Annotated in this window: 25 protein-coding genes; 16 read left to right on the top strand and 9 right to left on the bottom strand. The window is 71.8% G+C overall.

The features are described from left to right. Positions 1 to 840 (top strand): endo-1,4-beta-xylanase (locus AB0F61_RS26890; protein ID WP_357814867.1); only part of this gene is annotated, 840 nt, incomplete at its 5' end. 88 nt (positions 841 to 928) lie between these two features. Here the strand turns inward: AB0F61_RS26890 and AB0F61_RS26895 are convergent. From AB0F61_RS26895 to AB0F61_RS26905, 3 genes are all read right to left on the bottom strand, one after another. Continuing rightward, a complete protein-coding gene (locus AB0F61_RS26895; RefSeq protein WP_357814870.1) occupies positions 929 to 3844 on the bottom strand; it encodes a glycosyl hydrolase in 2916 nt (971 codons plus the stop codon). 156 nt (positions 3845 to 4000) lie between these two features. Further along, the gene (locus tag AB0F61_RS26900; RefSeq protein ID WP_357814872.1) at positions 4001 to 4408 is read right to left on the bottom strand and encodes a hypothetical protein; all 408 of its coding nucleotides are present in this window, start codon (positions 4406 to 4408) and stop codon (positions 4001 to 4003) included. Between the two features lie 40 nt (positions 4409 to 4448). Further along, positions 4449 to 5144 carry a DUF1223 domain-containing protein gene (locus AB0F61_RS26905; protein ID WP_357814875.1) on the bottom strand — a complete coding sequence of 232 codons (696 nt, stop codon included), beginning with the start codon at positions 5142 to 5144 and terminating at the stop codon, positions 4449 to 4451. Here AB0F61_RS26905 and AB0F61_RS26910 point away from each other — a divergent pair. Together AB0F61_RS26910 and AB0F61_RS26915 are read left to right on the top strand one after the other, a co-directional pair. Beyond that, a complete protein-coding gene (locus AB0F61_RS26910; RefSeq protein ID WP_357814877.1) occupies positions 5037 to 5576 on the top strand; it encodes a GNAT family N-acetyltransferase in 540 nt (179 codons plus the stop codon). The genes AB0F61_RS26905 and AB0F61_RS26910 overlap by 108 nt on opposite strands. Before the next feature lie 42 nt (positions 5577 to 5618). Then, positions 5619 to 6335 carry an isocitrate lyase/phosphoenolpyruvate mutase family protein gene (locus tag AB0F61_RS26915; protein WP_357814880.1) on the top strand — a complete coding sequence of 239 codons (717 nt, stop codon included), beginning with the start codon at positions 5619 to 5621 and terminating at the stop codon, positions 6333 to 6335. A gap of 109 nt (positions 6336 to 6444) precedes the next feature. Here AB0F61_RS26915 and AB0F61_RS26920 read toward each other — a convergent pair whose 3' ends face one another. Beyond that, positions 6445 to 7371 carry a 5'-3' exonuclease gene (locus AB0F61_RS26920; protein WP_357814883.1) on the bottom strand — a complete coding sequence of 309 codons (927 nt, stop codon included), beginning with the start codon at positions 7369 to 7371 and terminating at the stop codon, positions 6445 to 6447. A gap of 58 nt (positions 7372 to 7429) precedes the next feature. Beyond that, positions 7430 to 7657: a hypothetical protein gene (locus tag AB0F61_RS26925; protein WP_357814886.1), complete on the bottom strand. Its 228-nt coding sequence runs from the start codon at positions 7655 to 7657 to the stop codon at positions 7430 to 7432. 185 nt (positions 7658 to 7842) lie between these two features. On the opposite strand from AB0F61_RS26925, the gene AB0F61_RS26930 reads away from it, so the two are divergent. The 5 genes from AB0F61_RS26930 (at position 7843) to AB0F61_RS26950 (ending at position 11170) form a co-directional block, all read left to right on the top strand. Then, entirely contained in the window at positions 7843 to 8265 is a 423-nt protein-coding gene (locus AB0F61_RS26930; protein ID WP_357814889.1) for a YbaB/EbfC family nucleoid-associated protein, read from the top strand. Next, positions 8262 to 8588 carry a type VII secretion target gene (locus tag AB0F61_RS26935; RefSeq protein ID WP_357814891.1) on the top strand — a complete coding sequence of 109 codons (327 nt, stop codon included), beginning with the start codon at positions 8262 to 8264 and terminating at the stop codon, positions 8586 to 8588. The genes AB0F61_RS26930 and AB0F61_RS26935 overlap by 4 nt, the downstream gene beginning before the upstream one ends. After that, positions 8585 to 9475 (top strand): WXG100 family type VII secretion target, encoded by an 891-nt coding sequence (locus AB0F61_RS26940; RefSeq protein ID WP_357814894.1) that lies wholly within the window; start codon positions 8585 to 8587, stop codon positions 9473 to 9475. Before AB0F61_RS26935 ends, AB0F61_RS26940 begins: the two co-directional genes overlap by 4 nt. 14 nt (positions 9476 to 9489) lie before the next feature. Beyond that, positions 9490 to 10143, top strand: coding sequence for a hypothetical protein (locus tag AB0F61_RS26945; protein WP_357814897.1), 654 nt, complete (start codon positions 9490 to 9492; stop codon positions 10141 to 10143). Between the two features lie 139 nt (positions 10144 to 10282). Continuing rightward, positions 10283 to 11170 carry a winged helix-turn-helix transcriptional regulator gene (locus AB0F61_RS26950; RefSeq protein ID WP_357814899.1) on the top strand — a complete coding sequence of 296 codons (888 nt, stop codon included), beginning with the start codon at positions 10283 to 10285 and terminating at the stop codon, positions 11168 to 11170. Positions 11171 to 11207: 37 nt separating this feature from the next. Here the strand turns inward: AB0F61_RS26950 and AB0F61_RS26955 are convergent, their stop codons facing one another. Further along, entirely contained in the window at positions 11208 to 12575 is a 1368-nt protein-coding gene (locus AB0F61_RS26955; protein WP_357814902.1) for a glycosyl hydrolase family 18 protein, read from the bottom strand. 201 nt (positions 12576 to 12776) lie between these two features. Between AB0F61_RS26955 and AB0F61_RS26960 the strand changes: the two genes are divergently transcribed. The 3 genes from AB0F61_RS26960 (at position 12777) to AB0F61_RS26970 (ending at position 15636) form a co-directional block, all read left to right on the top strand. Continuing rightward, positions 12777 to 13886 (top strand): Xaa-Pro peptidase family protein, encoded by a 1110-nt coding sequence (locus AB0F61_RS26960; RefSeq protein WP_357814905.1) that lies wholly within the window; start codon positions 12777 to 12779, stop codon positions 13884 to 13886. After that, positions 13883 to 15025 (top strand): acyl-CoA dehydrogenase family protein, encoded by a 1143-nt coding sequence (locus tag AB0F61_RS26965; protein WP_357814908.1) that lies wholly within the window; start codon positions 13883 to 13885, stop codon positions 15023 to 15025. Before AB0F61_RS26960 ends, AB0F61_RS26965 begins: the two co-directional genes overlap by 4 nt. 104 nt (positions 15026 to 15129) lie before the next feature. After that, complete coding sequence (locus tag AB0F61_RS26970; protein ID WP_357101411.1) at positions 15130 to 15636, top strand: Lrp/AsnC family transcriptional regulator; 507 nt, start codon at positions 15130 to 15132, stop codon at positions 15634 to 15636. On the opposite strand, the gene AB0F61_RS26975 is transcribed toward AB0F61_RS26970, so the two are convergent. After that, complete coding sequence (locus AB0F61_RS26975; protein WP_357814912.1) at positions 15566 to 16177, bottom strand: histidine phosphatase family protein; 612 nt, start codon at positions 16175 to 16177, stop codon at positions 15566 to 15568. The genes AB0F61_RS26970 and AB0F61_RS26975 overlap by 71 nt on opposite strands. Positions 16178 to 16333: 156 nt before the next feature. Between AB0F61_RS26975 and AB0F61_RS26980 the strand changes: the two genes are divergently transcribed. The 3 genes from AB0F61_RS26980 (at position 16334) to AB0F61_RS26990 (ending at position 17966) form a co-directional block, all read left to right on the top strand. Then, entirely contained in the window at positions 16334 to 16528 is a 195-nt protein-coding gene (locus AB0F61_RS26980) for a CsbD family protein (RefSeq protein WP_357814914.1), read from the top strand. Positions 16529 to 16601: 73 nt separating this feature from the next. Further along, positions 16602 to 16943, top strand: a complete 342-nt coding sequence (locus tag AB0F61_RS26985; protein ID WP_357814917.1) for a YnfA family protein — start codon at positions 16602 to 16604, stop codon at positions 16941 to 16943. A gap of 348 nt (positions 16944 to 17291) precedes the next feature. Beyond that, positions 17292 to 17966: a polysaccharide deacetylase family protein gene (locus AB0F61_RS26990; protein ID WP_357814920.1), complete on the top strand. Its 675-nt coding sequence runs from the start codon at positions 17292 to 17294 to the stop codon at positions 17964 to 17966. Positions 17967 to 17973: 7 nt separating this feature from the next. Here the strand turns inward: AB0F61_RS26990 and AB0F61_RS26995 are convergent, their stop codons facing one another. After that, positions 17974 to 18918, bottom strand: coding sequence for an NADP-dependent oxidoreductase (locus AB0F61_RS26995; RefSeq protein ID WP_357814923.1), 945 nt, complete (start codon positions 18916 to 18918; stop codon positions 17974 to 17976). A 103-nt stretch (positions 18919 to 19021) separates the two neighbouring features. Here AB0F61_RS26995 and AB0F61_RS27000 point away from each other — a divergent pair, with 103 nt between their 5' ends. Beyond that, positions 19022 to 19579, top strand: a complete 558-nt coding sequence (locus AB0F61_RS27000) for a helix-turn-helix domain-containing protein (protein WP_357814926.1) — start codon at positions 19022 to 19024, stop codon at positions 19577 to 19579. 51 nt (positions 19580 to 19630) lie between these two features. On the opposite strand, the gene AB0F61_RS27005 is transcribed toward AB0F61_RS27000, so the two are convergent. Then, positions 19631 to 21022, bottom strand: a complete 1392-nt coding sequence (locus AB0F61_RS27005) for a lysine 2,3-aminomutase (RefSeq protein WP_357814929.1) — start codon at positions 21020 to 21022, stop codon at positions 19631 to 19633. 153 nt (positions 21023 to 21175) lie between these two features. On the opposite strand from AB0F61_RS27005, the gene AB0F61_RS27010 reads away from it, so the two are divergent. After that, positions 21176 to 22225 (top strand): zinc-binding alcohol dehydrogenase, encoded by a 1050-nt coding sequence (locus tag AB0F61_RS27010; protein WP_357815071.1) that lies wholly within the window; start codon positions 21176 to 21178, stop codon positions 22223 to 22225.

A 22225-nucleotide genomic window follows, 5' to 3' on the forward strand; every position in this document is an offset into this window, starting at 1 on the left:
CGGGCGGCGGATCCGGGTGCGAAGTTGTGTTACAACGACTACAACACCGACGGGATCAACGCGAAGTCGACCGGGATCTACAACATGGTGCGGGACTTCAAGTCCCGTGGTGTGCCGATCGACTGTGTGGGTTTCCAGTCGCACCTGGGCACGTCGTTGGCGGGTGACTACCAGGCCAATCTGCAGCGTTTCGCCGACCTCGGCGTGGATGTGCAGATCACCGAGCTGGACGTGATGGGCGGCAGCAACCAGGCCAACATCTTCGGCTCGGTCACCCGCGCGTGCATGAACGTCTCGCGCTGCACCGGCATCACCACCTGGGGTGTGCGTGACTGCGACTCGTGGCGCGGGTCGGACAACGCCCTGCTCTTCGACTGCAGTGGCAACAAGAAGGCGGCGTACACCAGCGTGCTGAACGCCCTCAACGCCGGCCCGAGCATCACCCCGTCGCCGACGACCCCCGGGCCGACGACGCCAGGCCCCACCACCCCGCCGCCCACGACGCCGCCGCCCACCACCCCGCCGCCCACGACGCCCCCGCCGGGCCCGGACGGTTGCACGGCGTCGGTGTCACTGAACTCGTGGACCGGTGGTTTCGTGGCCAGCGTGAAGGTCACCGCCGGGTCCGCCGGCACGAACGGGTGGAACGTGAGCGTCACGCTGCCCAGCGGCGCGAGTGTCACGAACACCTGGAGTGCCACGGCCAGTGGATCCACCGGCACGGTGCGGTTCACGAACGTCGACTACAACGGCCGGCTCAGCGCCGGCCAGGTCGCCGAGTTCGGTTTCCAGGGCACCGGCGGTGGGGCTGGCCTGACGCCCACCTGCACCGCCTCCTGACCGAGGACGCCTGACCGACCTGTGCACGTCGGCCGGTGTGCGGGACCGTTCCTGGTCCCGCGCACCGGCCGACCGCCACGTGAGCCGATCAGGAGTACGGCAGCCGCAGCACCGACTGGTTGCCGATCCCCACGGTGCTGGGGTTGTTGCCGATCGCCGACCAGACCTCCACCCGGACCGTGCCGTTGCTCAGCGCACCCAACGTGCCGGTGGCCGAGGCCAGACCGGCGCTCTGGGTGTAGTGCTCGTAGCCGGGAACCGGGTCGGTGGCGAAGTAGCGCAGGGTCTCCACCCGTTCCCAACTGCCGTTGCCGGTGAGGTCGTAGGAGATCCGCGCCTGCACCCCGTTACCGACCGCCGTCCCCGCATCCACGAACAGGTCGAACGCGGTCTGGCCGCCGGAGTAGGCGAGGTTCAGGCCGGTCGCCGTGAAGACCTGGGGGTTTGTCGGCGTACCGTCGTGGTTGCCGTTGGCGGCCGCGACCGTCGCCGTGGCCGCGCTGCCGGCGGCGCCCAACCCGCCCCCCGGCAGCAGGTACCGGGTGGGCCCGCCAGTCGTCGGCGGGGTCGTCGTGGGTGGCGGGGTCGTGGGTGGCGCCGTCGTGGGTGGCGCCGTCGTGGGTGGCGGGGTCGTCGGCGGCGGGGTCGTCGGCGGTACGCCGCCGGACGCGTTGCCACCACTCCAGGTGTACGCCCCGGTGGTCGCCGTCCGGCCCGCCGCCACGGTGAGGCTGGTGCCGTTGGAGAACGTCACGGTGATCGGCGCGGCGGTCGGGTTCGAGGCCACGTAGGTGCGTGCCCCGTTGCGCGAGAACACCGCCGACAGCGGGTGGTTGCCGGTCACCGTGGTGTCGACACTGCCCAGGGCCGCGAGGTTGCGGATCCAGTGGAAGGTGTGTGCCCGGCTCTCGCCCTCCTCCGGGGTGTAGCCGGGGTTCGCGCGGAGGTTCGCCAGCGCCGCGTCGGGGTCGCCGAGGGCCTGGAACTGCCAGAGAATGTCCTGCCACACCGTCGGTTGCCCGCCGTTGTTGCGCACCAGCTCGGCGTAGTTGGTCCGCACGTACGCCGGGTTGTTGCCCAGGTAGAGGTGTCCGCCGGTGACCGGCAGCAGGTTGATGCCCTGGATCATCTCCGGCTCGCCGCTGAACCAGGTGGCGTACGCGCCGCCGTCGCCCCAGACCATGCCGACGGTGGAGTGCCCGAAGGCGGCGGGGAAGTTCTGGTCGCTGGCGTCGAACCAGTACTCCTGGATGGCGGCGGCCTGCGTGGTGTAGAGGAAGACACCGGCGTCGCGGACGGCGGTGTTGCCGGTGACCTGCCCCCACTGGATGAGGGCGTTGGCGAAGTTCATTCCCTCCGACGAGGACTCCTGGTTGTTGCCGGAGCCGAACGAGCCGTGCCCGGACGCCCAGTCGTGGCCGGCGTAGATGTCGAAGTCACGCAGGTAGGGAAAGCGGGTGTCGCCGCGCTGGTAGTTGTTGGCGTCGCGGATCAGCAGGTCCACCATGCCGCCGTAGCGGCTGGCGGTGGCCCACGTCGGGTCGAACTTGGCAAGCGTGGCGGCCGCGGCGATGAAGTAGCCGTAGTGGAAGTGGTGGTCGTTGAGTTCCTGGTCGGAGCCGTACGACGCCGGGTAGCCGATCAGGGTGCCCCAGTTGTTGTCGTAGTAGAAGACCCGGCTGGTCTTGCCGCTGGACGCGGTGAACCAGTCGGTGAGCGTGCCGCGGATGGCGTTCAGCGCGCTGTCGCGGGTCGCGGTGTCGTTGACCAGGTCGGCGATCTCGGCGATGCGGGCGGCCCGGCCGAGCCCCTTGCCGGTCCAGTAGGTGTCGTTTCCGCGCTGGTCCATCGGGTTCGCGCGGACGGCGGCCAGTTGACCGGTGAGGGTGGACAGGTCGCTTCCGCTGCCGTCGCCGACGGCGGGCAACTCCGGAAGGACGCCCTGGAACTTCATGGCGGTACGGAACTGGTTGACGCCGGTGAGCACCCGCATCCGGCCGCGCGCCGACGGGTAGGTCGGGGTGATGGCGGTGGATCCGCTCAGCGACTTCCACTGGTGCGGGTAGAGGCTGACCACGGTCTGCGTGGCCGTGCCCTCCCGGGCGGTGGTGGTGAACGCGTACGTGGTGGTCAGACCACTTGTCGCCGGGTTGTACGCGTACGACACCTGGGTGCCGGTCACGTGGGCGTGCGCGTACCGGCCGTAGGTCGCCGCCAGGTCGGCGCGCTCCGTCGCGCTTGACGTCGGCGGCAGCAGGGCGACGGAGAAGTAGCCCCGGCCGGCGAGGGTGGACGAGATCCGGCCGCCGGCGACGGTCCAGGTGGCGCCGCTGGGCGCGTACCCGACGTAGTCGTGGCCGTTGACCCGGAAGCCGATGGTGGCGCCGTTGGCGGACCACACCTCGGGGGTGCCGGCGGTGCCGATCACCGCGTCTCCGCCGGTGGTCTGGAAGTACGCGAAGGGCAGCCCGTGGCCGATGGTGGCGCGCATGGTGCGGGTGCCGTCGCTCCAGTGTGGGCTGACCGTCCAGTCGGTCCAGCCGTCCACCTTGACCTGGGGTGCGCCGAGCCCGGCCACGCCGACCCGGATGTCCTGCACGTAGGGGTAGTGGTATTCACCGACGCCGGTCGCGGTGCCGCTGATGGCGGGTGTGGAGTTGGCGGAGAAGCCCAGGCCGTCGGTGAAGGTGTCGTACGAGATCGGGTGGGCGTGCAGCGGTTCGCTGAAGGAGCAGTCGGTGCGCTTCCACAGCAGGGACGACCACCAGTCGTTCGTGGGTATCGGCCCGGCGGGCGCGTTGGCGGTGGCGAACTGCCGGGGGTTGCTGGACATCGAGCCGCAGCCACTGGGGAGCGGGCCGACCGGGGTGGTGGTGTAGCTGCCGGCGCCGACGGGCGCGGCCTCGGCGGCGCGGGTGACGGGGATCGCGAGACCACCGACGACCAGGGCCAGGGCGGTCGTGGCGGCCAGGGCCCAGCGGCGGTGGGGGACGGGAGGTTTCATGGTGCCTCCATCGCGCGCCGGGGTGCGGCCCTTGCCGGGTCCGACGCGTTGCGTCTGAATTAGGGAGAAGGTCAGGCGAGAGAGCGCTCTCACGGCAACGGTAGTGGAGTACCGAGATCCTCGTCAATGTGTCAAACCCGTTGCGTGCCGATGTCGCTAACCTCCGGCGCCCGCGTCCGCCGCGACGACCGGCGCGCCACAGTCGTCGCGGTCGCCCAGGAGCGCCTCGGGTGCGCGCATCCGCCACGCGTCGGTGACGAGCTCGCTCAACCGAGCGAGGTCGACCGCCGCCAGCCGCACCAGCACCAGGGGCAGGCCGTCGTAGCCGGGCGTGGTGAAGAAGAGGTCGGGCTCGCCGAGCAGGAGCGCCTGTTTCTCGGCCTCGTCGCCGACGAACAGCACGGCGATGTCGAGTCGGATCACCCGGGGCTTTCCGGGCACGCGCTCCGGGTAGGACCAGACGAAGCCCTTGTCGGCCACCCGGAAGTCGAAGCCGTCACTGGGGATCTCCACCGTGTGCGGCAGGGCCAGCGCCAGCCGGCGTATGTCGTCGGCGTCAACCACCGAGGTCCCCCGCTCCCCACACCATCCGCATGCGCCGAGATTACGCGGTGGACAGGTCGACGGCGGTGGCGCCGAGGATGGCCCGGTTGCCGTCCTCCTGCACGTAGCCGACGACGGTGGCGCCGCGAGGATCGAGATCGGGTGGTGTCACCAGCTCCACCCGTCCCCGCTCGGCGTCCAGGCCCACCGATGTGAAGGCGCGTACGACGTTGTCCTGCCGGAGCGTCCGTCCGGCGTTCTCGCCCCGGGCGATCTCGCTGTCCAGGCCGCGTTCCACGATCGCCACGTGCAGCACCGCGCCTTCCGGCGGCGACGCGCTCTGGTAGTCCACCGTCACCCGCTGCCCGTCGAGGTCCGCTGCCCGCAGCGTGACAGGTGTGGTGACGCCCGACGTCAGGGCGGAGGTGATCGCGCCGGCCGCACGCCGCCGGTCGGACCCGACGAACTCGACGGTGCCGTTGACGACCATCTGCGGTGTGTACAGACCCCCGGTGCCGAAGGCGCGGGCGTACGCCTCCTGCCGTGCGGTGTACGCCGCGTCCGCGAAGCGGTCGGGCCAGCCCAGATCGTCCCAGTAGTCGACGTGGAATCCGAGGGCGAAGACCGGCTGCCCCCGCTCGCGGGCGTCGTGCTCGATCTCGGTCAGCACCTCCTCCGCGGGTGGGCAGCTCGAGCAGCCCTGCGAGGTGAACATCTCCACGACGGCGAAGCCGTTGTCCCCCGACGGGTTCGTCATCTGGCACGCCTCCTCCCGCGTCTCGCCCGGCGGCGCTGCGTTTCCCGTTACCGCCGGGACAATGCGTGCCGCGTCACCCGACCTCGGCCGCACGGTGAGCGGTGGCGGGGCGGGTGGTTGGATGATCGGATGCAGATCACCGTGACAGACGCGCCGGAGCGGGAGCGATTCGAGGCGCGCGACGAGGCGGGGACGATCGCCGGGTTTGTCACCTACCAGCTGACCGGCGGCATCATCGCCTACACCCACACCGAGGTCGATCCGGCGTTCGAGGGCAGGGGCGTCGGCTCGACCCTGGCGCGCGCGGTGATGGACGACGCGCGGGCCAGGAAGCGGACAGTCGTGCCCATCTGTCCGTTCCTCGCCGGTTGGCTGGTCAAGCATCCGGAGTACGAGGACATCGTGGTCCGGTCGACCCGCAAGGTCAAGTAGAGTTCCGCGGGTCTGACCTGCGCAATCCTGGGGAGCCGAACGATGACAGTCGCCACCTTCCGCGCCCTGCACCACGGCCGCGCCGCCGGTGACCCGCTCGTCCTGCCGGGGCCGTGGGACGCCGCCAGCGCCCGGGTGTTCGCCGACGCCGGGTTCCCGGCGCTCGCGACGCCGAGCGCCGGGGTCGCCGCCTCGCTCGGCTACGAGGACGGCTCGACCCCGCCCGACGAGATGTTCGCCGCGGTGACGCGGATCGTCCGGGCCGTTACCGTTCCGGTCTCCGCTGACGTCGAGGGCGGTTACGGCCTCGCCCCCGCCGAGCTGGTCGGTCGGCTCCTGGACGCCGGCGTCGTCGGGTGCAACCTGGAGGACTCGGCGGGTGACGGCACCCTGAAAGACCCGCAGCGGCACGCTGACTGGCTGGCCGAGGTGCGGGCGGAGGCGGGTGACGCCCTCTTCATCAACGCGCGCGTCGACACGTTCCTGGTCGGGACGGGCGATCCGGCCGACGCGGTGGGACGCGCCCGCCGGTACGTGGCGGCCGGCGCCGACTGCGTCTACCCGATCCTGGCGCCGCTGGAGGTGCTGCCGGTGCTGCGCGAGGGCATCGCCGGGCCGCTCAACATGGCCGCCGGCCCGGACCGGGAGTCCGTGGCCGAGCTGGGTCGGCGGGGCGCGACCCGCATCACCTTCGGCCCGGGGATGCAGCGCTACGCCATGGGTGCGATCGGCGACCTCGCGGCGACGCTGCGCGCCTGAGGCCGAGCGCCACCGCGCCGGTCCGGCGCAGCCACGCCTGCGGTCGGCGCAGCCGCCTCGGCGGTCGGGTGTCGGCCGTGGTGGTGGTCCGGTGCAGCCGCCTCGGCGGTCAGGCGTCGGCGCGGGCGGCGAGGGCGTCCACGAGGCGGCGGGTGGAGCCGGCCAGGTTCCATCGGCCGGCAAGCTCGACCAGCCGGTCCGGATCGACAGGCGCGGTCGGCAGCGCGGTGGGCAGCTCCGGCAGCGGCACGTCCAGCGCGACCCGGACCACCGTGGGCGCGACGGCCAGGTAGTCGCGTGCCGCGGCCAGCTTGGTGCGCAGGCCCGGTGCGAAGGACGAGTCGGAGTCGTCGAGCGCGGCCAGGATGCCGGCGATGCCGCCGTAGCGCTCGATGAGCCGGGCGGCGGTCTTCTCACCGACACCCGCCACGCCGGGCAGCCCGTCGCTGGGGTCGCCGCGCAGCGCGGCGAAGTCGGCGTACCGGTCGGCCGGCACGCCGTAGCGGGCCCGCACCGCGGCGTCGTCGCAGTCGTCGAGCTTGGCGACGCCGCGTCCCACGTAGAGCAGCCGGACCGGCCGGGCGTCGTCGATGAGCTGGAACAGGTCCCGGTCGCCGGAGACCACCTCGACCGGGCCCGGCTGGGTGACCGAGAGCGTGCCGAGCACGTCGTCGGCCTCGTAGCCGGTCGCGCCGACAGCGGTGATGCCGACCGCGGCCAGCACCTCAAGGATCATCGGCACCTGCGGGGAGAGGGTGTCCGGAACGATCTCGCCGCCCTGCGGGGCGACCCGGTGCGCCTTGTACGACGGCAACAGGTCGACCCGCCACGCGGGCCGCCAGTCGTAGTCCAGAGCGCAGACCATCCGGTCGGCGCCGCGACCGCGGATGAGGGTGGCGAGCATGTCGAGGAAGCCACGCACCGCGTTGACCGGGGTGCCGTCCTCGGTGCGGGCGGCGGACTCCGGGATGCCGAAGTAGGCCCGGAAGTAGAGGCTGGCTGCGTCGATCAACAGGATCGGGGGTCGGTGTGCCACGCCGGACAGCCTGGCACAAGCCTCCGACGATCCGGGGTACGCCCGGCCGTCGGCGGTGTCAGCGCCGCTCGTCGTGCCGGTAGACGGTCGCCCGCCGGGCCAGGTGCTGCACGACGTAACTGGTCACCAGCAGCAGAATCGCGACAAGCACCTCGACCCAGGCCGCGACGCCGTCGGCCACGGTGACGCCGATGATCAGCAGGACCAGACCGGCGAGCGCGAGCACCCCCGCCCACAGTCGGCGGCGTCGGCGGGTCGCCGCCCGGTCCTGCTCGTTCGGTGCCACGTGATCCTCCCGGCGGCGACGCCCGCGCGGGCATCCCCGGATCCAGGCTATGGCCCCGCCCGCCGTTCGAACGGGAAAACCACTGTGCGCGCGGACGACCCGGGCCGCGCCGCGGGCGACGGGACAGCCAGGTTGGACCAGCATCGGTACGCTCGTCGCTCGTACGATTCTGACGGGGGGCGACGGTGAGTGTGAGTGACGAGACCCGGGCCTGGTTCGGCCGCCTGGTGGCGGACACTCGTGAGCGGTTCGCGGGGCTGGCCGAGCTGGGCGACGACCCCGAGCGGCTGTATGGCGAGGCCCGGTCCCCGGAGGGCGTCGTCGCGGTGGTGGCACCCGGGGGGATGCCGGTCCGGCTCACGCTGAGCGCCACCGCGCTGCGGCTGGGCCCGGAGGAGCTGGCGGAGCGCATCGTGGCGACCCAGCGGGAGGCCGCGGCCGAGGCCGGGCGTCGGCAGGCCGAGGCGGTCCAGGAGCTGGTCGGTCCGGCTACCGGCGGGGCGGTCGACGTCCGGTCGATGGTCGACCGGGCGCTCGACAAGGGCCGGTTCCGGGAGGCCGAGGATCGGCTCGACTCCGCCGACGAGCAGTTCGGCCGGCGCCGGTGAGCGGCGACGGCTTCACCGTCCAACCGGCGGCGCTGCGCGCGGCGGCCACTGGTCAGGAGGCCGCGGCAGGGGCCGCCGAGTCGACCGCCCGTGCCGTCGAGTCGGCCACCGCCCAGGGCAACCTCTTCGGCGTGATCGGGCAGATGGCCGGGTTGGATGCCGGCTACCGCACCTGGGTGACCGACGAGGTGACCTCGCTGGAAGCGCTCGTCCAGCACCTGCACGACCTGGCCGACGGGTTGCGCGCCAACGCCGAGGCGTACGAGCACACCGACTCGGGCAACGCCGACCACCTGGCGAGCCGGTACCAGGAGGGGTCATGACCCAGCCGGACGCCGTCGACGTCGCCAAGGGCTACCAGCAGGTCCGGGACACCTGGAACCAGGTGACCAGTCCCGCCTCCGAGGCGCTCAACACCGGGTTGGACACGCTGCTCTACCCGTTCGTCTGGCCGCTGCTGCAACTGCTGGAGCTCTGCGTCGGCGACCCTGACCAGCTCGATGCGCACGCGGGTGCCTGGCGCACCGCCGCCACCCAACTGCGGCAGGTCGCCGAGCAGGAGCGGCAGGGCCTGGACGCGCTGCGTCCGGAGTGGACCGGCCAGGCGGCTGAGGCGTACGCCCGGCGGATCACCGCGCTGGTGGAGGGGCTGGAGACGGCGGCCGGGGAGATGGCCCGCACCGCCGACAGCCTCGGCGACACCGCGATGGACCTGCGCGACTGCGAGGAGATCATCCGGACCATCATCCGGGAGCTGGTCGAGTGGCTGGTGATCACCTGGCTCGCCGCCCAGGCGTTGGCGATCATCACCGCCGGCGCGTCCGAGGCGGCCGCGGCCGTCGCCTCGGCGGCCGAGACCGGCATCGCGGTCAGTCGGACCACCCGGATCCTGGCGCAGTTGCACCGGGCGCTGGAGGCGTACAAGGCCATGATGGAGGCCCTCAAGGCGCTGGGCACCGTCGGCAAGATCGCCGCCTGGACCATCAACAAGCTGTACGGCCCGAAGCACTGGCTCAAGGTGGGCATCAAGCTCGCCACCCCACTGGACGGGTCGATCGTCGGCGAGGGGTTGGAGTCGGTGGGTGACCTGATCATCAACTCCTCCGCGGACGAGTACGAGGATCAGCGCCGCGGTGACGACGGTGACGGCAGCCGCTGGCGGCGTACGGTGAGTTCGTGGACGGACCCGGCAGCCGACCGGGCGCCGTGACGCGGGGAGGGTCGATGGACGAGTCGGCAGCGCGCCGAGCGGAGCTGCTCGGTCGGGTGGCGGCGCAGTTGCCCCCGGGCGAGGTCCTGCGGGAGGCGTGCTGGTTCACCCGCGTCCCGGGCCGCCGCTCGGCGGGGGAGGTGCTCCGTGCCGAGTTGAACCCCCTGCGGGTGGCGGAGGGGCTGGCCTGGGATGCCGCCGGGGTGACCGCCTCCACCGGGCCGGGCGTGGAGTGGTATCAGGCGGCCCGCAACGGGGTGCTCGGCGGTCCACCGGGTTCGGTGGGGGTCGGGCTGGACGAGCAGTTGCCCGAGCCCAGGATCGCCCAGGTGCTGGCGTTGACAGACCGCCGGGTGCTGGTGCTCCGCCGGCAGGGCGGTCGGCCGGCCAGCGCGGAGCCGCCCGCCGCCGGTGGTGGCCTGCGGGACCGCCTCTCGGCGGCGGCTCGTCAGGTGCGGGCGGCCTGGGACGGGCCCGGCCCGGCGGACCGCGGCCTGCCACTGGAGGTGGCCTGGCAGGTGGGCGTGGAGTCGCTGGTCCGGATGGACGCGCTGCCCGGTGGCGCCATCGGGCGGCTCGCGCTGCTCTTCGCCGACGGCTCCTGGATCGTGCTCGGCCCACCGGACGCCGCGACCGCGCAGCGGATGGCGTCGTCGCGAGCCGGTTGATCCGTCGAGCATCCGCTGCTTGCCGCCACCGGCGCCGGAACGGTCGGGCCCGACCGCCGACGCGCCTGTCGTCGGCCCTCGTTCGCGCGTTTCAAACTGGAACGCACTATAGTCGGGCGGGGACCGATGGAGGTGGCGGGTGCGGCGAGAGGATCTCGCCGACGCGGACTGCGGCATCGCGCAGGCGCTCGGCGTGCTGGGGGACTGGTGGACGTTCCTCATCGTGCGCGACGTCGCCGGCGGGACGACCCGCTTCGACGCGCTGCAACGTGAGCTGGGCGTCAGCCGCCGGGCGCTCACCGAACGCCTCGCCGCCCTGGTCGAGCACGGTGTGCTGGAGCGGCGGCCCTACTCGCGACACCCACCCCGCTACGACTACCTGCTGACCGGGAAGGGCGAAGGGTTGCTGCCGGTGCTGATCGCCCTGCAGGACTGGGGGACGAGGCATCTGATGGGTGACGGTGAACTGACCGCGACGGCCGACGCCGACTCTGCCGAGGCGCGCCGAGCACACCACCTGATCGGGCGACGACTGCCCGAGGTCGTCCTGCCCGGTCCCGACGGGCGGCCGGTCGCGTTGACCACGATGGACACCTGGGCGGTCCTCTACCTATTCCCCGGGGCGTACGCGCCGGGCACACCTGGCTACCCGCCGGGCTGGGCGGAGATCCCCGGTGCCCGTGGCTGCACCCTGGAGTCGAGCACGTACGCCAAGCGTCACCCCGACTTCCAGGCCGCCGGGGTGCGGGTGCACGGGATCAGCACCCAGCGCCCGGACCAGCTCGCCGACTTCGCCGCGTACGCCGAACTGCCGTTTCCGCTGCTGTCCGACCAGGATGGCCGGTTGGCGGCGGGGCTGCTGCTGCCGGTCTTCCGGGCCGGCGGGGTGACCCGGTTCAAGCGGCTGACGCTGCTTGTCGACCCGACGGCGGTGGTGCGCGCCGTGCAGTTCCCGGTCACCGACCCGGCCGGCTCGGTGCAGGAGATGCTCACCCTGGCCCGCGAGCACGCGAGCGTCCCCGGCTGACGCCTGGCGTCGACCGGGGACCGCGCGGGCCGTTCGGTCAGGCGGGAAGCGTCCAGCGCTGGTTGGCGCCGGCGAAGCAGTCCCAGATCTGTAGCCGGGTGCCGTCGGCGGAGCTGTTGTCCGTGGCGTCCAGGCACTTGTTCGACTGCGGGTTGCGCAACGTGCCGTTGGACTGCGCCTGCCACACCTGCGCGCCGCTGCCGTTGCACTCCCAGAGCTGGACCTTCGCGCCGTTGGCGGTGGAACCGCTGGCGATGTCGGCGCACTTGCCGAGGGCGCGCAGCGTGCTGTCACCGGCCACCGTCCAGGTCTGCGCCGTGGTGCCGTTGCAGCCGTAGAGCTGGATGGCGGCGCCGTTGGCGGTGCTGGCCGCCGCCACGTCCACGCACTTGCCGCCGATGCCGGTGATCCGGCCGGTACGACCGGTCGGCGGTGGGGTGGTGCCGCCCATGATGGTGTCGTACATGGCGCTGAGCAGTGAGGTCGAGCCGCTGGTGTCCTGGCTCAGCTCCCAGTTCATCACGCCGCCGGCGTTGGCCAACGCCCACTGCGTCTTGCGCTTGACCGTCGGGATGCCGTTCCAGCACTGCTGCGACCCGCCGACGGTGGCGCAGTCCCGGTTGGCGTTCGCCGGGTCCAGACCGACGAGGTACGAGTAGTTGTAGTAGACCGGGCGGCTGTAGAACGGGATGCCGAGCACCGCCTTGCTGGCCGGCAGGCCGCGTGCCTTCCACAGGTTGACGCTGTTGATCGACCAGTCGTAGTTGGCGTGTGGGCTGCCGCCGTCGTACGCCATGATGTTGAGCCAGTCGACCTGGTTGAAGACGGCGGTCTGCACGCCCTGCACGCTGCCGCCCTCGGAGACCACGGCGGCGGTGAGCAGCTTGCCGCGGCTGTGCAGGGCGCTGCCGAGCTGCGTCATGAGCGCCGTGTAGTTGTTGGCCGAGGCGCCCGAATCGGGATACTCCCAGTCCATGTCGACGCCGTCGAGGTTGTACTGGTTGACGAAGTTGACCAGGTTGTTGACGAAGGTGGTCCGGCTGCCGGAGTTGGCCGCCAGGGCTTCGAAGGCCGAGTCGTTGCCGTCGTTCCAGCCGCCGACCGCGATCGAGACCTTGACGTTGTTGGCGTGTCCCTGCGAGACCAGTGAGGAGAGTCGAGCGCCGTCGACCCCCTGGAGGCTGCCGTCGCTGTTGGGCAGGATGAAGGCGTAGTTGATGTGGGTGAGCTTGTTGTACTGGATGGTGTTGATGTTGCCGGCCCAGGAGGGCATGTAGCCGACGCTCTTGAAGTTGTTCGGCAGCACCACGGCCTGCGCGGCGGTGGACGTGACGGTGAGGGTGGCGCCGGCGGTGGCCAGCGCGAGGAGGCCGGCGGCGAGGGCGCGGCGCAGTGGTGAGGACATCGGGGGCCTTCCCGTGGGCGGGGGACGACACCCACCCGCGCGGGTTGTCGCGGGTGGGCGGTGCGGGACGCAGGAACGGGTGGGCCTCGAGGCAGCCAAATCTTAAAGAGTGTTAACTGTCCCCGTCAATCAACATCTGTGGATTTCCCCGGTACCGGCACCAATATGGGGGTTTACCCAAACGACCGTTAAGCTGGTGGGGTGGGACTCGACGAGCTGTACCCGCCGGATCGGCTGATCGCCGCGCAGCGCGCCACCGCCGCTGCCGGGCTGGATGCCCTGCTGCTCACCCCCGGCTCCGACCTGCGGTACCTCACCGGGTACGACGCCCACGCGGGGGAACGGCTGACCTGCCTGGTGCTGCCCGCCGAGGGTGAGCCGACCCTCATCGTGCCCAGACTGGAACGCCCGGCGGCGGAGGCGGCACCGGCCACCGGCGTCCGCATCGTCGACCACCTCGACGGCTCCGACCCGTACCCGCTTGTCGTCGCCGCCCTCGACGGCCCGGTCACGGCGGTCGGGCTGGCCGACCGGATGTGGGCCGAGCAGGTCCTCGCGTTGCGCGCCGCCCTTCCCGGCGTCGTGCAACGCCTCGCCGGGGACGTGCTGGGCGCGCTGCGCGTGCGCAAGTCCCCGGCGGAGGTGGCGGCGCTCGCCGAGGCCGGCGCGGCGATCGACGAGGTGCACCTGCGGATGGGGCAGTGGCTGCGCCCCGGGCGCACCGAGGCCGAGGTCGCCGCCGACATCGCCGCGGCGATCCGGGCCGCCGGACACGTCCGGGTCGACTTCGTCATCGTGGCGGCCGGCCCGAACGGCGCCAGCCCGCACCACGGCACCTCGGACCGGCCGATCGGCGTCGGAGAGCCGGTGGTTGTCGACATCGGCGGCACGATGGCCTCGGGTTACCGCTCAGACTGCACCCGCACCTACGTGGTGGGCGGGCCGGCGCCGGCGGACTTCCTCGACTACTACGCGGTGCTGCACGCCGCCCAACGCGCGGCGGTCGCCGCGGTGCGGCCCGGGATCACCGCGACGGCGGCCGACGCCGCGGCCCGGGACCCGATCGCCGCCGCCGGCTACGGCCCCGCGTTCCTGCACCGCACCGGCCACGGCATCGGTCTCGACGGTCACGAGGAGCCCTACCTGGTGGCCGGCAACGACCGCCCGATCGAGGCCGGGATGGCGTTCTCCGTCGAGCCGGGCGTCTACCTGGCGGGCCGACACGGCGCCCGCATCGAGGACATCGTCGTCTGCACCACAGACGGCGTGCAACGGCTCAACACCACCCCCACGGAGCTCATCGCGCTATGACTGTCGACCGGATCCTCCCCACCGACGAGGCCCACGACCTGCTGGGCCTCGCCACCGAGCTCGCCGATGGCGAGCTCGCGCCGAAAGCCGCCGCCTTCGAGGAGCGCGCCGAATTCCCCCGCGGCGTGCTCCGGACCCTCGGCCGAGCCGGCCTGCTCGGCCTGCCCTACCCCGAGGAGTACGGTGGCGCGGCCCAGCCCTACGAGGTGTACCTGCAGGTGCTGGAGATCCTGGCCAGCCGCTGGCTCGCGGTCGCCGAGGCGGTGAGCGTGCACACCCTGTCCTGCTACCCGGTGTTCGCGTTCGGCACCGACGAGCAGCGCAAGCTCCTGCCGGACATGATCGGCGGCGAACTGCTGGGCGCGTACTGCCTCTCCGAGCCGCAGGGTGGCTCGGACGCGGCCGCGCTGAGCACCCGGGCGGTTCGGGACGGGGACGCGTACCTGGTGTCCGGCACCAAGGCGTGGATCACCCACGCGGGGACCGCCGACTTCTACAACATCTTCTGCCGCACGGGAGGGCCCGGACCGAAGGGGATCTCCTGCCTGCTCGCCGACGCGGGCACGGTCGGCATCAACCCGCAGGCGGCCGAGCGGACGATGGGGCTGCGCGCCTCCCCGGTGGCGCAGATCGCCTTCGACGAGGCGCGGGTGCCGGTGGACCGGCTGATCGGCGACGAGGGTGCCGGCTTCACCATCGCCATGTCCGCACTGGACTCCGGTCGGCTGGGCATCGCGGCCTGCGCGGTCGGGCTGGCCCAGGCGGCCCTGGACTACGCGGTCTCCTACGCCCGGGAGCGCCAGCAGTTCGGCCGGTCCATCATCGACTTCCAGGGGCTCGGCTTCATCCTCGCGGACGCGGCCACCCAGATCTCCGCGGCCCGCGCGTTGACCCTCGCCGCGGCGCGGCTGCGCGACGCCGGCCGCCCGTACTCGATCGAGGCGGCCAAGGCGAAGCTCTTCGCCACCGACATGGCGATGCGGGTGACCACCGACGCGGTGCAGGTGCTCGGCGGTGCCGGCTACGTGGCCGATCATCCGGTGGAGCGGTACATGCGCGAGGCCAAGGTCCTGCAGATCGTGGAGGGCACCAACCAGATCCAGCGAATGGTGATCTCCCGGGCGCTGGCGAAGGGCTGAGCGGTGCCGGGGCGGCCGCGGTGGATCGGCCGCAGCCGCCCCGCCGGCCCGTCCCGGCGGGTACCTCGTCGCCGTCGGGCGGTTTTCCCGGTAGGTTGCACGCCGTGGAGGAGATCGACCGCGCTATCGTCGCCGCGCTGACCGCCGACGGCCGACTGTCGTACACGGACCTGGCCGAGAAGGTGGGGTTGTCGGTGTCCGCCGTGCACCAGCGGGTGCGCCGGCTGGAGCAGCGTGGGGTGATCAAGGGGTACGCCGCCCGGGTCTCGTTCGAGGCGCTTGACCTGCCGCTTACCGCGTTCGTGGCGATCCGCCCGTTCGACCCGTCGCAGCCGGACGACGCGCCGGAGCGACTGGCGCACCTGCCCGAGATCGACTCCTGCTACTCGGTGGCGGGGGAGGACTTCTACATGTTGTTGGTGCGGGTGGCCAGCCCCACCGATCTGGAGCGGGTGCTGCAGGAGATCCGCACCTCGGCGAACGTGACGACCCGGACGACCGTGGTGCTGTCCACCCCGTACGAGAACCGGCCTCCGAAGATCAGTGCTGCGGCACCGAGTCGGTCGCGGTCCCGGGCGCCGGAGGAGCCGGCTGGTTCCACCGCAGGATGACCTGCCGGCCGTGCTCGTGACCGAGCGCGCTGACGGTGGCGGTGTCCAGGCGCAGTCGTCCGCCGGCGGACGGGGGCAGGCCGATCCAGCGGGCACCGAGCACGCGCAGGCTGTGCGCGTGACCGACAAGCGCGACGGTGCCCCGGTCGAGCAGTGGGGTGACCCGCGCCAGCACCCGGTCGAGCCGTTCGCCCACCTGTGCGGGTGACTCGCCGCCGGGGCAGCCGTCGGTCCAGATGTTCCAGTGCGGCTGGTCGGCGTGGATGTCCACGGTCGTGCGGCCCTCGTACTCGCCGTAGTTCCACTCGCTGAGGTCCTCGTCGACGGCGTCGACGGTGAGCCCGGCCAACTGCGCGGTGCGCAGCGCCCGGGAGCGGGGGCTGGACAGCACTGTCGCGAACCGCCGGCCGGCGAGGAACGCGGCGAGGGTGCGGGCCTGTCGCTCGCCGTCGGGGGTCAGCTCCAGGTCGGTGTACGAGGTGTGTCGGAGGCTGGCGCTCCAGGTGGTCTCGCCGTGCCGGATCAGTAGGAGCTCTCCCATAGGGCCAGTTAACCATCGGGACCGCTTTCACCAGGCGACCCTCCCTCAACCTATCTTCCTAGGATGCCTTAGCGGGTGTGCCGACCGGCACCACCGGTTTCGGCACCCGGAGAGCGGGCAAGCGAGCCGGGACAACGGCCAGACCGAGGAGGCGCGATGAGCTTCACCGAGAAGGCACGGAACAAGGTCGAGCAGATGGCCGGCGCCGCACGTGAGCGCGTCGGCGACAGGACCGACAACGAGCGGATGCGTGGCGAGGGCGCCAGCCAGGAGAGCGACGCGCGCGCCAAGCAGGCCGGTCAGAACATGAAGGACGCCGGTCGCAACGTGAAGGACGCCTTCACGAAGTGACCTGAGCGGTCCACGGGTCCCCGGGCGCACCGTCGCCCGGGGACCCGTCGTGTGCTGCGGCTACGGTCTTGCGGTGACGGTGCTTCGTTCCCTCGTGTTGTTCGTGCTGGCCGCGGTCGCCGAGATCGGCGGCGCCTGGCTCGTCTGGCAGGGCTGGCGGGAGCAGCGCGGGCTGTGGTGGATCGCTGCCGGCGTGGTGGCGCTTGGCTGTTACGGCTTCGTCGCCACGTTCCAGCCGGAGGCGAACTTCGGCCGGATCCTGGCCGCGTACGGCGGGGTGTTCGTGGCCGGCTCGTTGGGTTGGGCGATGGTGGTCGACGGCTTCCGTCCGGACCGCTGGGACCTGGCCGGCGCGGGGCTCTGCCTGCTGGGCGTCGCGGTCATCATGTACGCGCCGCGCGGTGGCACCGCGTAGCCCGTCGGGGTGTCCGGGCGGGTGGGACAGCGCAGTATCGGTAAACCCGACCCGAGTGGATCAGCGGCGACGCGCCGGTGATCCAGCCGGCTCCGGGGCGGCGCTGGGGGACAGTGAGTCTCATTCACTTCTGCGATGATCTGCCGCGTGATTCGAGCGTGGACTCGCCCGTTGTCTGGCGTCCTGGTTGCGGTGGTCGTCGTCGGCAGCGCCGCGTGCTCGGCATCCCGCGTGCCGCCGCCGGACGGGCCGGTCTCCGTAGCTTCGTCGGCCTCCTCGGCCGTGCCGTCGTCCGGCGTCAGCGCCACTCCGTCACCGGCAGTTCCGACGGTGCCCGGGGCGACGCGGGTGGGGACCCGGGCACCGGTGGTGGATCACGGCCCGCGGACCGGCGACAAGGTCGCGCTGACCTTCGACGCGGACATGACCGACGGGATGCTCGCCAACCTGCGTGCCGGTCGGGTGACGTCGTACGCCAACCTGCGCATCCTCGACCTGCTGGAGCGGGACGAGGTGGCGGCCACGTTCTTCCTGACCGGCAAGTGGGTGCAGCGGTATCCGGACGTGACCCGGCGGATCGCCGGCAACCCGCGCTTCGAGTTGGCCAACCACACCTACGGGCACGCGGCGTTCACCGCTGACTGCTATGACCTGCCCTCGCTGACGGTGGACAAGCTGGCCGGGGACGTGGCGAAGACGTTCGAGGTGATCAAGCCGTACGGGGGTCGGCAGACCCGGTACTTCCGCTTTCCGGGGCTGTGCCATGACGCGGCGACGCTGGACGCCCTGGCGCCGCTGGGTGTGACGGTCGTCGACGGGGACGTGGTCAGCGGCGATCCGTTCGCGACCGCGTGGAAGCCGCTGGTGCGGGCGGTGTTGGACCACGTCCGCCCCGGCTCGGTGGTGATCATGCACGTGACCGAGGCGAACGCGGCGATGACCGACGAGGCGTTGCCGCACATCCTGGCCGGGTTGCGCGAGCGGGGGCTGGAGCCGGCGCCGTTGTCCGAGGTGTTGGGCTGACCCGAGGTCAGATCTCGTGCGTGTCGTCGACGGTCAGCACGATCTTGCCGCGGCGGGAGCCCTGCTCGGCCGTCTCGTGGGCGTCAGCCGCCTTCTCCAGGGGGAAGGCCGCCTCGATCGGCACGGTGAACCGGCCCTCGGTGAACAGCTGGGCCGCGGCGGGTAGGCCGTGGCGGCCGTCGGGCTCGCCGGCCAGTTGCCCCATGGACAGGCGGACGCCGTACGTGGGGGCGGTGAAGTCGGCCAGGGTCACCACCGCCGCCGGGTCCCCGGTCAGGTCGATCAGTTCCGGCAGGGAGCCGGCCCCGGCGACGTCGAGTGCGCGGTCGACCTGGGTGACGCTCAGGGCGTCGAGTCGGTCCGCGAGGCCGGGTCCGTAGGCGACCGGTGTCGCTGCGAGCTGGTGGAGGAAGTCGTGGTTGTCGGCGCGGGCGGTGCCGATGACCCGGATGCCGCGGGCAGCGGCGAGTTGGACGGCGATGCTGCCGACGCCGCCTGCGGCGCCGTCGACGACGAGCGTCATGCCCGGTTCGAGTCCGAGGAGGTCGAGGGCCCGGGTGGCGGTTTCGATGCCGGTGCCCGCCGCGCCCGCCTGGGTCCAGGGCATGGTGGCGGGCTTGTGTGCCCACCGCTGGAGGACCGCGTACTGCGCGCTCGCGCCGCCGAGTTGTGCCAGGTCGACGATGCCGAAGACGTGGTCGCCGATGGTGACGCCGTCGACGTCGAAGCCGATGTCGTCGACGACGCCGGCCGCGTCGACGCCGGGGATGTGCGGCAGCGGCAGTTGGGCGCTCATGGGAGTACGGCCGGATCGGAGGCCGAGGTCGACCGGGGAGACCCCGGCGGCGTGGACGCGTACCCGGATCTGGCCGGGTTCTGGCCGTGGGGCTTCGGCGGTGGCGAGGCGCAGGACCTCTGGGCCGCCGAACCGGTCGAACCGTACTGCGAACATCGGTGGCTCCTCTGCCTTGGTGGCGTGGTCGTAGCCGTACCGTAGGTCGGAAACGGAGCAGCCGTTCCGCCGTGCGGTGAAGTGAGAGGAAGGCAGGTCGGAGATGTCTCAGAACCAGCGTGCCGATGCCCGCTCCAACCGTGCGCGGGTGGTGGCGGCGGCGCGGGAGACGTTCGCGGCGGTTGGGCTGGAGGCGCCCATGCGTGCGGTGGCTCGGCGGGCCGGGGTGGGTGTGGCGACCCTGTACCGGCATTTTCCGACCCGTACCGAGTTGGTCACCACGGTTCTCGCCGAGCGGGTGGAGGATTGTGGTGTGCGTATGCGGGGTGCGCTCGACGACCCGGATCCGTGGCGGGCGTTGTCCGGTGTGGTCCTGGAGTTCGCCGATCGGCAGGTCCATGACCGGGCGCTCAACGAGGCGCTGCTGGGGCCCGGCGGTGTGGGTGTCGCTTTTCAGGAGGAGCGCCGGGAGCACGCTCAGGCGTTGAACGTGCTGGTCGCCCGGGCGCGGGCCGCGGGTGTGCTTCGCGAGGGCGTGGACGCCGATGACGTGCGGGCCGCCTTGGTGGCGATCGCTTCGTTGCGGCAGTTGCCGTCGTCGAGGAGCGAGCACGTGATCGGCAGGCTCGCCGGTGTCATCCTCGCGGGGATTCGTCGCTGATCTACGCCGCACCCCCGGGGTGGTCTCCCCGGGGGTGTCGTCGTGGGTGGGTCAGTCGTCGCGGTGGTCGTGCCACCACTGCTGGCCGTCGGCGGGCAGGGTGTCGATCGGGTCGTAGTAGGCGTAGCGCTTGTTGAGGGCTTCCAGGTCGGCGGATTCGATGGAGGTGCGGTAGTTCTTGGTCCAGTAGGAGATGCCGCGCTCACGGTCGTAGTCGGTGAGCATGTGCACCCAGCGTTTGCCGACGAAGGGCACGTCGCAGACGATGCGGGGGGTGGCGTAGCCGGGGAGGTAGCCCATGATGTCGTGCTGGAGTTGCTGGGCGTGCCAGACCGGGACGCGCCAGTGTTCGGCGTTGGGGATCATGTCGCACATGTAGAAGTAGTACGGCAGGATCCCGGCTTCGCCCTGGAGGGCGAAGCAGAGGTCGAGTAGTTCCGGGGTGGTGGCGTTGACGCCGCGCATGAGGACGCCCTGGTTGCGGACGTCGCGGACGCCGACGTCGAGGGCGGTCTGGGCGGCCTTGGCGACCAGTGGGGTGAGCGACTGGGCGTGGTTGACGTGGGTGTGGATGGCGAGGTTGACGCCGCGGCGGGCGGCGGTGCGGGCGACGCGTTCCAGGCCTTCGACGACGTCGGGTTGCAGCCAGTGTTGGGGGAGGCCCATGAGGGCCTTGGTGGCGAGGCGGATGTCGCGGACCGTCTCCAGTTCCAGCAGGCGCATGAGGTACGACTCGAGGTTGCGCCAGGGGACGTTGGCGACGTCGCCGCCGGAGACGACGACGTCGCGGACGCCGGGGTGGGCCTTGAGGTAGGCGATGTGGGCGTCGTAGCGGTCGACGGGCTTGAGGGTGAGTTTGAGTTTGTCGACGGCGGGGGTGGAGTTGCCGACGAGGTCCATGCGGGTGCAGTGGCCGCAGTATTGCGGGCAGGTGGAGAGCAGTTCGGCGAGGACCTTGGTGGGGTAGCGGTGGGTGAGGCCTTCGGCGACCCACATGTCGTGCTCGTGGAGGCTGTCGCGGCTGGCGTAGGGGTGTGAGGGCCAGTCGGTGCGTCGGTCGGAGGCGACCGGGATCATGTAGCGGCGGATGGGGTCGGCGAGCAGCGCCTCGGTGGTGAGGGTCGCGAACGGCACCATCGTGTTGATCATTTGTGGTGGCACCAGCATCGACATGGTGGCCAGGGCTTTCTGGTCGGCCTCGACGTCGGTGTAGAAGGTGTCGTCGATGAGGTCGCCGAAGACGGCGCGGAGCTGCTTGATGTTCTTGACGCAGTTGACGCGTTGCCACTGGGCGGATTCCCACTGGTCGCGGGTGACGTGGCGCCAGCCGGGGAAGCGGGTCCAGTCGGGTTCGACCAGGGGGCGGCGGTGGTATTCGTAGGGCTGCCCGGCGGTCGGTGTGGCGACCGGGGCGTGACGGGGTTGCGGGATGGTCTGGGTCACGGCCCCTCCTCGGTGGTGCGGCTGATCATCGGAGCCCGAAGGCTACTGGAAAATATTCGGCGAAGAAATTAGTCTGCCGTAAGTTTTCCCGTTACGCGAGCCTTGACCGGGGCTTCGAGCGGCGGCAGGGGGAGGTTGGGCGTGACGTCACCGGTGGGACTGCACCGCGTCGTACAACCGGCGGGAGTGCTGCCGCAGGCGGCCTGGCGGCTGGATGCGTCGGCGGCGATCGCGCCCAACGAGGTGCGGATCCGGGTGCAGCGGCTCAACCTGGACGCGGCGAGCTTCCGGCAGTTGTCGGAGAAGCACGGCGGTGACGGTGACGCGGTCCGCGCCGAGGTCCTGGAGATCATTTCCACGCGGGGGAAGATGCAGAACCCGGTGACCGGGTCCGGTGGGATGCTGATCGGCACGGTCGAGGAGGCCGGTCGGCGGTCCCCGCTCGGGCTCAAGGCGGGCGAGCGGGTCGCGACCCTGGTGTCGTTGACGTTGACGCCCCTGGTGATCACCGACGGGTTGGCCCGCTGGGACGGGCGCAGCGAGCAGGTGCCGTGCGACGGGTGGGCGATCCTGTTCGCGCGGTCCATCGCCGCGGTGCTGCCCGACGACGAGGACCCGCAGTTGTCCCTCGCCGTGCTGGACGTGTGCGGGGCGCCCGCGCTGACGGCCCGGGTGGTGTCGCGTTACGTCGAGGAGCGCGCTCGCACGGGTGACCCGACGCCGGTGCGGGTCGCGGTGATCGGTGGGGCGGGCAAGAGCGGATCGCTGTCGCTCGCGGCGGCGCGGCGGGCTGGTGCCGCGCGTACCGTCGGGGTGGTGCCGGTGGCGGCGGAGCGCGACGCGCTGACGGCCGCCGGTCTGGCGTCGGTGGTGGCGTTGGCCGACGCGCGGGACCCGGTGGGGTTGTCCACGGCGGTGACCACCGCGTTGGGCGCGCCGGCGGACGTCACTGTGGTCTGCGTGGACGTGCCGGGGTGTGAGCACGGTGCGGTGTTGGCCACCGCGGACGGCGGCACGGTGATCTTTTTCTCGATGGCGACGAGCTTCTCCGCGGCGGCGTTGGGCGCGGAGGGGTTGGCCGCGGACGTGACGATGCTGGTGGGCAACGGGTACGTGCCGGGGCACGCGGAGTTGGCGCTGGGCCTGTTGCGGGCCGAGCCGGGGGTGCGTCGGCTGTTCGCGGCGCGGATCGCGGCAGACTGA

Source organism: Micromonospora sp. NPDC023888, from assembly GCF_040639415.1.
Classification (GTDB): Bacteria; Actinomycetota; Actinomycetes; order Mycobacteriales; family Micromonosporaceae; genus Micromonospora.